This is a genomic window from candidate division KSB1 bacterium, from assembly GCA_024655945.1.
Classification (GTDB): domain Bacteria; phylum Zhuqueibacterota; class Zhuqueibacteria; order JANLFK01; family Oleimicrobiaceae; genus Oleimicrobium.
In genome coordinates this window covers 146956-161014 of the sequence record JANLFK010000001.1, presented here as the reverse complement: position 1 = coordinate 161014, position 14059 = coordinate 146956, and the positions used below count along the sequence as shown (strand labels likewise).

Annotated in this window: 14 protein-coding genes; all 14 read left to right on the top strand. The window is 61.7% G+C overall.

Annotated features, from left to right (window positions below; genetic code table 11):
* The first annotated feature begins 21 nt into the window (after positions 1-21).
* A complete protein-coding gene (miaB, locus tag NUW13_00735; GenBank protein MCR4437554.1) occupies positions 22-1377 on the top strand; it encodes a tRNA (N6-isopentenyl adenosine(37)-C2)-methylthiotransferase MiaB in 1356 nt (451 codons plus the stop codon).
* A gap of 24 nt (positions 1378-1401) precedes the next feature.
* Positions 1402-1752: a LapA family protein gene (locus tag NUW13_00730; protein MCR4437553.1), complete on the top strand. Its 351-nt coding sequence runs from the start codon at positions 1402-1404 to the stop codon at positions 1750-1752.
* Positions 1753-1776: 24 nt separating this feature from the next.
* Positions 1777-2949 carry a tetratricopeptide repeat protein gene (locus tag NUW13_00725; GenBank protein MCR4437552.1) on the top strand — a complete coding sequence of 391 codons (1173 nt, stop codon included), beginning with the start codon at positions 1777-1779 and terminating at the stop codon, positions 2947-2949.
* 62 nt (positions 2950-3011) lie between these two features.
* A complete protein-coding gene (locus tag NUW13_00720; GenBank protein MCR4437551.1) occupies positions 3012-3767 on the top strand; it encodes an SPOR domain-containing protein in 756 nt (251 codons plus the stop codon).
* A gap of 15 nt (positions 3768-3782) precedes the next feature.
* A complete protein-coding gene (locus NUW13_00715) occupies positions 3783-4679 on the top strand; it encodes a homocysteine S-methyltransferase family protein (protein ID MCR4437550.1) in 897 nt (298 codons plus the stop codon).
* A 54-nt stretch (positions 4680-4733) separates the two neighbouring features.
* Positions 4734-6728, top strand: a complete 1995-nt coding sequence (locus NUW13_00710; protein MCR4437549.1) for a M1 family metallopeptidase — start codon at positions 4734-4736, stop codon at positions 6726-6728.
* Positions 6729-6797: 69 nt separating this feature from the next.
* Positions 6798-7769 (top strand): hypothetical protein, encoded by a 972-nt coding sequence (locus tag NUW13_00705; protein ID MCR4437548.1) that lies wholly within the window; start codon positions 6798-6800, stop codon positions 7767-7769.
* Positions 7770-7809: 40 nt separating this feature from the next.
* Positions 7810-8154, top strand: coding sequence for an Mth938-like domain-containing protein (locus tag NUW13_00700; GenBank protein ID MCR4437547.1), 345 nt, complete (start codon positions 7810-7812; stop codon positions 8152-8154).
* 244 nt (positions 8155-8398) lie between these two features.
* Complete coding sequence (locus NUW13_00695) at positions 8399-8911, top strand: NUDIX domain-containing protein (protein ID MCR4437546.1); 513 nt, start codon at positions 8399-8401, stop codon at positions 8909-8911.
* 142 nt (positions 8912-9053) lie between these two features.
* A complete protein-coding gene (nfi, locus tag NUW13_00690; protein ID MCR4437545.1) occupies positions 9054-9800 on the top strand; it encodes a deoxyribonuclease V in 747 nt (248 codons plus the stop codon).
* Positions 9797-10747, top strand: coding sequence for a histone deacetylase (locus NUW13_00685; GenBank protein MCR4437544.1), 951 nt, complete (start codon positions 9797-9799; stop codon positions 10745-10747). The genes nfi and NUW13_00685 overlap by 4 nt, the downstream gene beginning before the upstream one ends.
* A gap of 156 nt (positions 10748-10903) precedes the next feature.
* The gene (locus tag NUW13_00680) at positions 10904-11608 is read left to right on the top strand and encodes a protein-L-isoaspartate(D-aspartate) O-methyltransferase (protein MCR4437543.1); all 705 of its coding nucleotides are present in this window, start codon (positions 10904-10906) and stop codon (positions 11606-11608) included.
* 249 nt (positions 11609-11857) lie between these two features.
* Positions 11858-12307, top strand: coding sequence for a ribose 5-phosphate isomerase B (rpiB, locus tag NUW13_00675; GenBank protein ID MCR4437542.1), 450 nt, complete (start codon positions 11858-11860; stop codon positions 12305-12307).
* 433 nt (positions 12308-12740) lie between these two features.
* Positions 12741-13937: a phosphoglycerate kinase gene (locus tag NUW13_00670; protein MCR4437541.1), complete on the top strand. Its 1197-nt coding sequence runs from the start codon at positions 12741-12743 to the stop codon at positions 13935-13937.
* The last annotated feature ends 122 nt before the right edge of the window (positions 13938-14059 follow it).

The window sequence follows — 14059 nt, the reverse complement described above, 5'->3', positions numbered from 1 at the left end:
GCGTCCCCTTGATCCAGTGCTATGAGCGACAGAGAACGCACATACTGGATTGAGACATACGGCTGCCAGATGAACAAGTACGACTCGGAACTGGTGGCCGGCATCTTGCATGCTGCTGGCTACCAGGCCGCAGAGTCCCTGTCCGCAGCCGAGGTCGTCTTGGTCAATACGTGCTCCGTTCGCGAAAGCGCCGAGAGGAGGGTGCGGGGTAGACTGAACGCCCTGAGGGCGCCCAAGTCCGATGGTTCCTGCCGGGTGCTTGGGGTGATCGGGTGCATGGCTGATCGTCTCCGGGAGCGCCTCCTCAGAGAGCACCCCGCGGTGGACTTGGTGCTCGGGCCGGACGAATACCGGCGGCTCCCCGAGCTTCTTGACGAGATCTTCGCCAGACGAACAGTCAGCGTGCTTCGTGACGCCTCCTGCACCTCGGAGACCTACGCAGGCATCGAGCCCGTTCGCCAGCCGGGGGTGAGTGCCTGGGTAGCAATAATGCGCGGGTGCAACAACTTTTGCTCCTATTGCGTGGTGCCCTACGTGCGGGGCCGGGAAAGGAGCCGCCCGGTTGACTCGATCGTCGCCGAGGTAGAGAGACTCATTGCCCTGGGGTTCGTGGAAGTCACGCTCCTTGGCCAGAACGTGAACTCCTACCGCGACGGCGGGCATGACTTTGCCGACTTGCTCGCCCGAGTGGCTCAGGTGCCTGGCTTGGTGCGACTGCGTTTCGCCACTTCCCATCCCAAGGACCTGTCCACGAAGCTGATTCAGACGATCGCCGCTCACGGGGTCATTTGCAAGCATGTCCACCTGCCGGTGCAGTCCGGGAGCAACAGGGTGCTGCGGGCGATGAACCGCGGCTACACCAGAGAGCAGTACTTGCGGCTCGTGGCCGAGCTCCGTAGCGCGATGCCGGAGATTGCGTTGAGCACGGACGTGATCGTTGGCTTTCCGGGCGAAGAGGCGGCGGACTTTGCGCACACACGCTGGCTATTGGAAGAGGTGCGGTTTGATGCCGCTTTCCTCTTCAAGTACTCGCCCCGCGAAGGCACGGCAGCTTGTCGGCTCCAAGAGACGGTGAGCGAAGATGAGAAGCAGGCAAGGCTCGAGGAACTCATTGCCTTGCAGAAGCAGATCACTCTCGAGAAGAACCGCGGGCGTGTTGGTTCGGTCGTCGAGGTACTCATCGAGGGGCCGAGCAAGAAGTCGGCCCGGCAGGTCATGGGCCGCACGGGAGGAAACATGATCGTCGTGTTGCAGGAGCGGTACCTGAGCCCCGGAAGGCTGGTGCAGGTGCTCGTGACTGGTGCAGAAGGCCACACCCTGTTTGGCAAAGTGGTCGGTCGGCGGTCGCTGGCCGAGGCGGCCACGGAGCAAGGCTGAGCCTATCGGCAAGGAGGTTCATGTATGTGGTTGGTGCGTTGGATTGGCGCGATTGTGGTCGTGCTGGTACTGGTGGTGCTGGCCACCCAGAACTCAGCCCTGCAGGTGGTGGTGCGTTTCTACAAGTGGCAGAGTGTCGAGCTTCCGCTCTGGGTGGTGATGTACCTGAGCTACGCGGCAGGACTTCTCACCTGGCTGCTCATCTCGCTCATTCGCGTCTTCGCGCTGCGCGCGGACATTCGTCGGCTGACCAAGGAAAACGAGAAGTTGAAAGCCGAACTCGGACGACTTCGCAACATTTCAGTGCAAGAAGGAATGTTGGCGCCTGCCAAACTCACCCCTGGCGCTATAGAAGAGGAGTTGGAACGGACGTAAGGTCCTTCGAGCGGAGAAGCTGCCATGGACAAGATCGTCATCCTGGCCATCGTTATGACCGCGCTTTTCTTGATCGGCGTGGCCGTGTTCTTTCCCTCCAGCAGGCGCCAGCGGAAACGTGACGACCAAGTGTGGCGCGACTATGCCCGTGCTCTGGAGCTCCTCATGAGCGGCGAGCTCGAGCAGGCCCAAGAGCTCCTGCGGGCCATCGTGGAGCGCAACAGCGACTTTGTTAGCGCCTATATCAAAATCGGCGATGTCTTCCGCCTGACCGGCCGCGTAGAGCAGGCCATCCACGTTCATCAGGAACAGCAGGCAAGAGAGGGCTTGACCCCGGAGCAGTCACAGGCGCTGCACAGGAGCCTGGTGCGCGACTATTTCGCCGCCGGCAAACAGGAGCGAGGGCTTGAGTACGTGGACGCGCTGTTGGCGCGCGACAGGGACGATGCCTGGGCTCTTCGTTGGAAAACCCGCTTCTGTGAGCAAATGCGCGACTGGGACGGCGCCTACGATGCACTTGAGCGCTTCTGCAAGGTCAAAGGCACTGCTGACAATCAAACGTTGGCCTTTTACAAGGTACAAAGGGGCAAGCAGCTGGTGGAAGAAGGCAAAGGTAGAGAGGGCCGCCTCAGGTTTCGCGAGGCTATCAAACTGGACGAAAAGTGCGTGGCGGCCTATCTTGAGCTCTCTTCCTCCTACAGGTCAGAGAGGCGCTACCGCGATGCGCTCAATGTGCTGAGGCGCTTGGTGGAGGCAGCTCCTGAGCATGCCGCCGCGGCTTTTGAGCTCATTGAGGACGTGCTGTACGAAGCGGGCGATTTCGGCGATATCGAGAACGTGTACACGTCGATCATCCAGCGGGCTCCCGACTCGGCAGAGGCCTACTTGGGACTTGCCTCGCTGCAGGCGAAGATGGGACAGCACCAGCGGGCAATCGAGCTGTGCAGGCAGGCACTCGGCAAAGATCCCGATAACCTCGCCGCGAAGATCTATTTAGCCCGCTTCCTCCACGCAGTGGGGCGCCACAACGAGGCGGCCAGTCAGGCGCTGGAGGTCCTGGAGCATACCGACCGGCAGCGAGCCCGCTACGTATGTCAGCATTGTGGTTGGACGTCAGAGGTGCCCAGCCCGCGCTGCGTGCAGTGCCTCCGCCCAATGCCGGTGGCCACAGCAGCTGGCGGCGCGCAGCAAGGCTGATGGGCAGAGAGTTGAGGATGCGTCATTACTGGCTTCCACTCAGTTTGGCGCTTGTGGCGTCCGTGACGCCATTGCTCCTCGCGCAAGTGCCGGAGACTGTCACGCTGCTCCTCGAGCAGAATCGACTTGCCGAGATCAAACAGCGGCTGCCGGACCTTGTGCGACAGTTTCCCAATGACCCGACGGTCCTTTTCCTTCAGGGGGCGACCGAGACCGAGGGGGCGCGGGCGGCGCGTTACTACAAGCGAGTAGCCGAGGAGTTCCCGACGACTGCCTTTGCCGATGAGGCGCTGTTTCGTCTGGCCGAGTACGACTTTGCCCTTGGCCTCTACCACAGCGCCGCGCAACACTGCCTCCAGCTAGCCTGCCAGTACCCGGATTCCCCCCTGTGCGACGATGCTCATTATGTGCGCGCCCAGTGCCTTTTGGCTCGTGATGAGCGCGACTCTGCCGCCTATGCCCTGGAGTGGTTCTTGAAGAAATATCCCGACTCGCCTTATGCTCGCTTAGCGGCTCTCGAAGTAGCCAGCAAGGCTGCCAGCCAGCAACCCGCGCCCACGCCCACGGCTCGGGGGCAAGCATCTCCGGAGCAGTATAGCGTGCAGGTCGGCGCGTTCAGGGAAAAGGCCAATGCTGAGAAGCTGGCGCGCGCTCTTGGCAGAGAGGGTTACCAGTGTGAGGTCGTGCCCAAGGAACGCGGGCGCGACCTGTTTTACCTCGTCTGGGTGGGATCGTTCCAAAGTGAGGAGGCCGCACGCAGAAAGGGTGAGGAGCTCCAGGCCCGCCACGGGCTGCCTTTCCGGATAGTGCGGCGTTAGGCCGGGAGGAAGACTATGGATCGCTCTTTTCGAGCTGAGCTCGGCACCAAAATCTTGCTCTTTGACGGCGCGACAGGTACCACCTTGCAGGCCTTGGGCCTGCCTGTGGGCACACTGCCCGAGGTCTGGAACTTGGAAAACCCCGAGGCGGTCGTGCAGACCCATCGCGGCTACGTTGAAGTGGGAGCAGACGTCGTCATCACCAACACTCTGGGCGCCAACCGCTTTCGCCTGCGCGAGACCCCGCTGGCTGGGCGTGCCTACGAGGTGAACCGGCGCGCTGCGGAGCTGGCGCGCAAGGCGGCAGGCACACGCGCGTTCGTGGCCGGGTCGGTGGGCTCCACCGGGCTCATGCTTGCCCTCGGCGAAGTCTCCGAAAGCGACGTTCTCGAAGCCTATCAGGAGCAGGTGCGTGGCCTGGTGGATGGGGGCGCTGACCTGATTGCCGTGGAGACGATGACGGATGTGGGCGAGGCATGCCTGGCCGTGAAGGCGGCCAAAAGCGTGTGCACCCTGCCTGTGGTAGCCACCATGTCTTTCGAGCCAGGCAAGAAGGGCTATTGCACGGTGATGGGGACCGATATCCCTACGGCCGTGCGCCGACTGGAAGATGCTGGTGCCGATGCCACCGGCAGCAACTGCGGCACCGGCATCGACGATATGGTCGCCATAATCCAGGAAATGCGCGCGCACACGCATCTGCCACTCCTTGCCGAGCCGAATGCGGGGCTTCCGCAGATGCGCGCTGGCAAGGTAATTTACACCGAAACGCCGGAGTACATGGCATCGCGTGTGCCGGACCTGCTGCGCGCGGGTGCCATGTTGGTGGGCGGCTGTTGCGGCACCACCGTCGAGCACATCAAGCTGTTCCGGCAAGTGCTGGATGCGTGGTCAGCGCAGTCGAGCACGTAGCGCTCAAAGAGGAAGCTCCCCCCAGCAGCCGGTGCGACTTTGGAGAAGGTTGCCATGAAAAGACAGCTCCTCGGTACCATCTTCGCTCTGCTTTTCTCCTCCTCTCTTTGCCTAAGCCAAGGGCTGGATTGCCAGAAGATGGCCAACTACCAGATTGAGGTGTCCCTGGATGCGGTAGCGCGCACCCTGGCGGGGAAGGAGGTACTGACCTGGACAAATGCCTCCTCGAGACCAGTGGACACTCTCTACTTCCACCTCTACTGGAACGCCTTCAAGAACAACCGTTCTGTGTTCGCAACAGAGTCGAGGCAAGGTCTCAACTGGAGTCAACGCGAACTGGAGGGCCGCTCTCCCAAAGAGTGGGGCTGGATTGACGTGACCGAAATGCGACTTGAGGATGACGGCCGCAGCGAGGACCTGAGCACGCACGTGGCCTTTGCCGCCCCGGGGGCCGGCGAGAGCGAAGATGAAACGGTACTGCGCGTGGTGCTGCCCAGACCGGTGCTGCCCAGGCAGACAATCAGCATCGCGCTCGGCTTTCGCGCCAAGATTCCCACCAAACAGCCCCGCACTGGCTACCGGGGTGACTTTTTCTTCTTCGGCCAGTGGTTCCCCAAGGTCGGCGTGCTCTGGGACGGGGTTTGGAACTGTCACCCTTTTCATACGAACACGGAGTTTTTTGCAGACTATGGCGACTATGACGTGCGGATAACCGTGCCTGCGCGCTTCATTGTGGGGGCCACAGGGACACTCCGCGACTCGACTGCACACGCGGACGGGACGGTGACCTACCGCTTCGTGCAGGAGTGCGTGCACGACTTTGCTTGGACAGCAAGCCCGCGTTTTCTGGTACGCACACGCCGCTTCGAGCACCCCGAGTTAGCGCCGGTCACCATGCGCCTCCTTCTTCAGCCTGAACACAAGGGGGATGAGGAGGCCTATTTCGGCGCCACCGCCAACACGCTGAAGTACTATGGCCTTTGGTACGGTGCTTATCCCTACGGTTACGTTACCATCGTCGACCCGGCGTGGAACAGCCGCGCGGACGGCATGGAGTATCCCACGCTCTTCTGCGGCGGGAGTGAGTGGTGGCTCCCCGCTGGGGTGCTCACCCCAGAGTGGTTGACCATCCACGAGTGCGGGCACCAATGGTGGTACGGCCTGGTGGGCAGCAACGAGTTCGAGCATCCCTGGCTCGATGAGGGCATCAACTCCTATGCCGATGGGCGTTGCGCAGACGCTGCCTACGGCGACGACCTCTACATGCGGCGCTACTTGGGAGTGCCGGTGGTCTTCCCTGAGGTGAAAAGGCCGATGCGCACCCGGTGGCGCGGGCCTATGCTCACCGCCAAGCCCGACCGTATGGATAGACGCGGCTGGGAATTTGTGGACGGACAGAGCTACAGCGTCAACGCCTACCGCAAGCCGGCGCTCATGCTTGCTACGCTCGAAGGGTACCTGGGCGATGAGCTCTTCACCTCCATCCTGCGAACCTATGCCGAGCGTTACCGCTTCAAACACCCTCGGCCAGAGGATTTCGTGCGGGTCGTCAATGAACTGGTCCCGGAGAACATGGACTGGTTCTTCGGCCAACTCTTCACGGGCTCTGGGATTCTGGACTATGCAGTGACCTCCGTGTCCGCAAGGGCCGTTCCTGCACCAGAAGGTTACTTTGGTACGGGGGAACAGATGCGCTACAAGAAGCCGGGGGAGAAAGCGAAACCCGCTTCGCTGCTCTATGAGTCCGAAGTGCTGGTGCAGAGGCGGGGAGAGGTGCGGTTTCCTGTGGAGCTGCAGGTGCGCTTTGAAGACGGCGAGAGCGTGACGGAGAAGTGGGATGGGAACGACCTCTGGCGCAGATTCCGCTATGTGCGACCGGCGCAGGTAATGTCTGCCGAGGTTGACCCTTCGCGGAAAGTGCTCCTCGACATCGATTTTACCAACAACAGTCGCTTTCGCCAGCCCGAGTCAGGCGCGGCGCTAAAGTGGACGGTGCGGTGGCTTGGCTGGCTGCAGCACCTGCTGGAAGTCTTTGCCTTTTTCGTCTGAGTGGGTCGCTTTGTTGTTGGGCATCAGCAGACAGAGCCGGCTGCGGAATAGAGGTTCGCCAGGGAGCTCATGATGAAAGTGTTCCAGTCGCTAAAGTCAGGGATACAGGCGGTGTTGGGCAACCCGAAGGTAGCGGTAGCCGTCTACCTGACCAATCTTGCCTTGGCCATGATTTTGGCCCTGCCGATGTACAGGATTCTGCACGCCTCGTTCGCCCATAGCGCTGTGCGCGAGACGATGGCTCTGGGCTTTGACTACGATTGGTGGACGGAGTTTTCGGCGCATGCGGAGGGACTTGCCAAGACGTTCCGGCCGGAAGTCAGCGGGCTTGGCCCGTTTTTGGAAAACGCTGAGTTTCTCGTACAGGGCCGCTTCGGCAGGTTTGGGCTCATGGTTTTGCTCGTGGGCTTGGTGTACTTGGTGATCAATGCCTTCTTGGCTGGCGGGGCATTCGCCGCATACGCGGCGGAACGACAGAAGCAGACCATGACGCGCATGTTCGGGGCGGCTGGCCAGTTCTTTGCCCGTTTCCTGAGCCTGGTGCTCATGGGCGTTTTTTGCTACTTCCTTGTGTACAAGGGCGCGGGAGGATTGGTACGAAATATCGTAACGCGCCTTTCGGAAGGGCTCGCCACGGAGCGGGCGGCTTTCTTCGTCGGCGGTTTGGGAACCCTTGTCATCCTTTTCCTGCTCGCGTTCGTAAACCTCGTGTTTGACTATGCCAAGGCAGTTGTGGTCCACGAGAACCGTCAGTCGGCAGCAGAGGCTCTCTGGATTGCTACCAAGTTCGTCGTGGCCAATTTGGGAAAGTGCCTGGGGTTGTACTGGTTGGTCGGTGTCGCGGGGGGAGCCGCAGTGCTGCTGTTGTTCGGGCTCACCTCGCTGATTCCCCAGAGCAAAGGAGGGGGGATATTTGCCGCCTTCCTTTTGCTCCAGTTGTTGATCATGGTCAAAGTGTTTGTTCGCCTTTTGTTCTATTCCAGCCAGTTGGCTGCTTATCGAACGGCCAAGGCAGAAGTGCGGCGATTGCCAAAGGCTTAGTAAAGCGTCGGCTGGCGCATTACAGGGGAGGGTGCGGTCGATGAAGGTTGAAAGGTACCGCTTTGGTCAAATCGTCATAGACGGTGCTGCTTACGAGCGCGACCTGATAGTTGGCCCAGGGGGAATTGTACCAGACTGGTGGCGCAAAGAGGGACACAAGCTGCAGCCCGTGGACATTGAGGAGGTCGTGCGCAGCGACAAGCCGGAACTTCTCATCGTTGGCACCGGCAAGTACGGACTGATGAGGGTGCTCCCGGAGACTGTGCAGCTCCTTCGCGAGCATGGCGTCGAGCTGGTGGTGGCGCGCACAGACGAAGCGGTCGAAAAGTTCAACGCCGTTGCGGACAGCAAGCGAGTGGTGGCTGCGTTCCATCTGACGTGCTGAGCGCCAAGACACCGCGGGGCTCTTTGGAGAGAGTGGCAGTTGCCCTGGGAAGGAATCATCCCTTGTCGGGTGCTCATCTGCCGGGCTCCTGACCTGAGGCTGGGGGCGCTGAGGGCAAGTGCAGGAGGTCTTGTCCCTGCCGAAGAGCGAAAACTTGGCACCCAATCATCTTGCCAGTCTGTGTCAAGGCAGCTTGGCAAGCTCGCTTCATGAACCTCTCGAAGATGAGGAAGTGAGGAACAGCGTGCGCTACCGGTTTTGCCCGGCATGTGGGGAGACATTGCGCAGAAGGGAGCTGGAGGGGCGCGAACGGCTGGTCTGCAGCGAGTGCGGATTTGTCCACTACGAGAATCCGGTGCCGGCGGTTGGCGTGGTCGTGGTCGACGATGGGCAGTTCCTGCTAGTGAAGCGCAAGTACCCGCCTCGCCAGGGCATGTGGAGCCTGCCCGCGGGCTTCATGGAAGTCGACGAGACGCCCACCGAGACAGCGGTCAGAGAGGCACGCGAGGAGACGGGCCTGGACGTGCGCGTCGGCCCTTTGCTGGGGGTCTACGCGGGTGACGACGATCCCCGTGTGCGCGTGGTGCTCATCGTCTACGGGGCTGAAATAGTCGGCGGCAAGCTGGTGGCGGGCGACGACGCCGAAGATGCGCGCTTCTTCCCCGTGAGCAAGCCTCTTCCGGAAATGGCATTTGCCAGTCACTGTCGCGTTCTGCAGGAGGCGGCCCGCCAGGTGAAGCAGGGGAAAAGCCGATAGGGGTAGAATCTCCGTGGACAGCAGGGCACGTCGTGGGCAACAGCCCTCGAGGATTTCGCCCATAGCATGCGTAATGCTAGCTGCCAGGGGTAATTGCATCGTGCACCTCACACAGCACAGTAGTAGGACGCAGGAATCCTTCATGGCGACCCACAGCAGTTACTCCGTCAGCGGCCCGGGTGAGAGAGATAGCGGCGAAGGCAGTGGGGAGGGGTCCCATCCTCTCTGTCCGCCAAGGGTCTCGGTGAGCGAGGCGCGCGCCGTGCAAGCAAAGATGGCAGGGCTCTTGGGAGATGGGAAACTTTTTGAGGGGCCCGTTGCCACCATCGCCGCGGGGGATGTGGCCTACGCTCGCCACGGGGACAGGGTGTGGGCAGCGGTGGTCCTGTACCAGATGTCGGACCTGAGTCTGATCGAGTTTGCTTTGGCCGAAGCAGGGACCTCCTTTCCATACGTCCCCGGTCTGCTGTCATTCCGGGAAGGTCCGGTCTTGCTTAAGGCCTTCTCCTTGCTGCGCTCTATGCCCGATGTGGCACTGTTTGATGGTCAAGGGACCGCCCACCCACGGGGCCTCGGGTTGGCCAGCCACATGGGACTGTGTTTGGGCCTGCCCACGGTGGGGTGCGCGAAGAGCCGGCTTGTTGGTGAGCATGCCCCGGTGGGCATGGGGAGAGGAGCCTTCAGCTGGCTCATGCTCAACGGGCAAAAAGTCGGAGCTGCGGTTCGCACGCGCGCTGGAGTAAAGCCAGTGTACGTGTCTGCGGGGCATCGCATGAGCCAGGAGCGGGCCATCCAGTTGGTGCTGGCCACCTCTACCCGTTATCGATTGCCAGAGCCACTTCGCCAGGCTCATCTACTGGCGAGCAGGTGTCGAGATAGTGAGGAGTGACCGTGGCGCGCACCGGGTTCGTCTACGACCCTACTTTTCTCATGCACCGGGTGAGCAGCCTCCACCCGGAACAACCGGCGCGCCTCCAGGCCATCGTTGGTGCCTTGGAGGAAACAGGCCTCTTGGGGAAGTTGACGCCGTTGGCGCCTCGGGCTGCCGAGCTCGATGAGTTGACCACCGTGCATGCCGCGGACTATGTGGAGAGGGTAAAGTGGGCCTGTTCGCGGGGGGACGGCTTTCTGGACTCTCTGGACACCGAGATTTGTCCCGATTCCTTCCTGGCAGCCAAGCTGGCCGTAGGAGCGGCGCTGTGCGCGGTGGACGCTGTGGTCGAGGGCAAGGTTGACAACGCCTTCTGCGCGGTTCGCCCCCCAGGGCATCATGCGACGCACGCCAAGGCGATGGGTTTCTGCATTTTCAACAACGTGGCGCTGACTGCGCGCCATCTCCAGCGGGTGCACGGCCTGGAACGCGTTCTGATCGTCGATTGGGATGTCCATCACGGCAACGGGACCCAGGAAGCGTTCTACTACGACGAAACCGTCTTCTACTTCTCCGTGCATCGCTACCCTTACTACCCGGGTACCGGGGCAGCCAGCGAGACCGGCGAAGACAAGGGCAGAGGCTTCACCCTTAACGTGCCGCTGCCAGCCGGCGCTGATGACGGCGTTTACGAGAAAGTCTTCGAAGAAAAGCTGTTGCCGGCAGCGAAAACCTTTCAACCTGACTTTGTACTGATCTCTGCCGGTTTTGACCCGCATCATGCGGACCCCCTGGGCGGGATGCGCGTCAGCGAGGAGGGGTTCAGAACCATGCTGCGAGTGGTGCTCGAGGTTGCCGGCTCAACCTGCGACGGGAAAGTTGTTTCGGTTCTCGAAGGTGGCTATCGCTTGGACGCACTGCGTACGTGCGTCTGCGACCATATCGCGATGCTTATGGCCGCGTGATTTGCTTGGTCTCGTGGCGGGCGAAAGCGCTTTTGGGAGGTGGAAGCGCCAAAGGTCAAGGATTGGGATTGTATCGCCGGAGTGAGGTGAGTGACGGTGAGACTCTTGTGTGTCACGGCCCTGGCAGCGGCTGTGACTATCGCCGGAGAGGCCTGCGTGAAGAGTCCGAAGACTGAACAGCGTGGCAGGCAACCAGAGACCCATGAGGCGGAGTTCGCGCAGCAGCGTCTCCGCATGGTGGAATCGCAGATTGCGGCCCGTGAGGTGAAGGACCCCCTCGTCCTGGAGGCGATGCGCAAGGTTCCACGTCACTTGTTTGTTCCCGACAACCTCCGGGATTCCGCCTACGACGATTCGCCGCTGCCCATTGGGCATGGGCAGACCATCTCGCAACCGTACATCGTCGCCTTCATGACCGAGTGCCTCAGGCTGAAGGGAGGGGAGCGCGTCCTCGAGGTGGGCACCGGTTCGGGATACCAGGCGGCGGTTCTTGCCGAGATCGTCGACTCGGTCTTTTCCATCGAGATCGTGGGTGACCTGGCCCTGCAGGCCAAAGAGCGTCTCAAGCGGCTGGGCTACAAGAACGTGAACGTGCGCCAGAGAGATGGCTACCGCGGTCTGCCTGACAAGGCGCCCTTCGACGCCATCATCGTCACAGCCGCGCCCGACCACATCCCGCAGCCGTTGGTGGAGCAGCTCAAGGTTGGGGGCAGGATGGTCATTCCCGTAGGCTCAATGTACCAGGAGCTGGTAGTGGTCACCAAGATGGACGAGAAGCGGGTGAAAGAGGAGTCGGTGTTGCCGGTTCGCTTCGTGCCGATGACCGGCGAGGCCGAGCGCAAGCCCCGCCACCGCAATTGACGGGGAGGCTATGCCAGCACCGCACTTCTCGGGAGAGACGCGCCGCAGCGAATGAAGAAGCTGCTGACCGAAAAAGACGTCCTCAAGGCCAACAAAGACGGGCAGCGGGAGATTCTGCTGGATGCAGTTACCCTCGTCACGCCCTCGGCTGCTGACGCCGCACGGCGCTTGGGTATCGTCCTGAAGAGAGAGGGTGAGAGATTCGGCAAGTTAACCGGCCGCGCCGTCGCAGCAAAAGAGGCCGGAGCCATAATCTCTTTGGGCAGCGACCACGCAGGCTTTCGCCTCAAAGAATTTCTGAAGACTTTCCTTGCGGGCGAAGGATACCAGGTAGTCGACCGGGGTGCCTTTGATGAGACGCCAGTGGATTACCCGGACATCGCCCTCCAGGTGGCGCAGGACGTGGCGCGGCGCCGCACCGTGCGGGGCATTGTCATTGACGGAGCGGGGATCGGCTCGGCGATCGTGGCTAACAAGCTGCCCGGCATCCGGGCGGCCACCTGCGCCAGCGTCGAGGCGGCCAGGAATAGTCGCGAGCACAACGATGCCAACATCCTGGCTCTTGGCTCGCGCATGGTGGACCAAGAGACAGCAGCACAGATTGTGCGTGTGTGGTTGACCACCGACTTTGGCGGTGGCCGGCACGAGCGGCGCATCAAGAAGGTAGAGAAGATCGAGCGGCGCTACCTGCGAGGCTGAATGGCCCCAGGCCAGGCGAGGTGGGGGCAGGACCTGTGGGGGGACTTCTTTCCGGCCGGCGCTTGAGCGCTCTGCCGCTGCGGTGAGGCAAGCGAGGCCCACGTCATCGCAGCAGGTGGTCAGCACTGGCTTAGCTATTCCAGAGAGGGCCCGTAAGCCCCGCGAGCACGGCTGGAGTCATACGAGCTGCCTCTGGGCAGTGCGGAAGATCGGACGCCGCCCATTGCGCAGGGCCAGCCAGCCTGCGTGTCCCAGGGGGCGGAGGAGCGCCGGCAATCTTGCGGCCGGGCAGGTGCGAGAACCCGCTTGCCTGCGAAAATGAGCCTCGCCAGCAAATTCCGCTTGACTTTGTAGGGGAAAAGTATATCTTTCTACCCGACGTTTTCTCGCGTAGGGACATGAAAGGTGTGATGACGAACGGAGGACAGACGACATGGCCAAGTTGAGCATTGATGATTTGGACCTGAAAGGCAAGCGCGTGCTTATGCGCGTTGATTTCAACGTGCCCCTGACAGTGGACCTAAAGGTTGCCGATGACACCCGTATCTGTGCCGCCATTCCCAGCATCAAGAAGGTAATCGATGCCGGTGGCATGGCCATCCTCATGTCGCACCTGGGCAGACCCAAGGGCCAGGTCAAGGAGGAGATGCGCCTGCGACCCGCCGCAGCCCGGCTCAGCGAGCTGCTGGGACGGGAAGTGAAGATGGCGCCCGACTGTGTGGGCCCCGAGGTGGAGGCTATGGTTCGTGCCATGAAACCAGGCGAGGTGCTGATGCTGGAGAACCTGCGCTTCCACAAGGCGGAGACCGACAACGACCCCGACTTTGCCAGGCAGCTCGCCAAGCTCGGCGACGTGTACGTTAACGACGCTTTTGGGAGTGCCCACCGTGCTCACGCCTCGACCGAGGGGGTCACCAAGTACTTCGAGAAGTGCGCAGCCGGCTATCTGATGCAACGGGAGCTGCTCTACCTGAGCAAGGCCTTGCAGTCGCCAGCCAAGCCCTTTGTGGCCATCATGGGCGGCGCGAAGATCTCCGACAAGATTGAGCTGATCGAGAATTTCCTGGGAAACGTCAATTCGCTCCTGGTGGGCGGCGCAATGGCCTACACATTCCTGAAGGCCCGTGGCGTGGCGGTTGGCTCCTCCCTTGTGGAGGCCGACAAGCTTGACCTTGCTGCCCAGCTCCTGCAACGAGCGCAGCAGCGCGGCGTGGAACTGCTGCTTCCTGTGGACCATGTGGTGGCACCCAATGCCGAGACCGAAGCCGAGGCGAAGGTCATTGTCGGCGAGGCGATACCCGATGGTCTGATGGGCCTGGACATAGGGCCCAAGGCCATTGAGGAATTCAAGAAGAAGATCCTCGGTGCGCGCACAGTCGTCTGGAACGGGCCGCTCGGCATGTTCGAGAAGGGAGCATTCGCCAAGGGCACGATGGAGATCGCCAAGGCCCTCGCCGATGCCACGGCGCAGGGTGCGGTCACCATCGTCGGCGGTGGCGACAGCGCGGCTGCCATTGCCAAGGCAAAGCTCTCGGACAAGGTGTCGCACGTGTCGACAGGCGGGGGCGCATCGCTGGAGTTCCTGTCAGGACTCAAGCTCCCTGGCGTTGAGGCCCTGACCGAAGCGTAGGCCAGGGGGAGAGGCGCTGGAGCGCTGCGCCACACACCGAGCCCATCCAGCGCCTTTCCCATTTGTGGGAACGCATGCCGCCACTCGTCCCAGAAGTGGGAATGATTCGGCTGGCCACACGC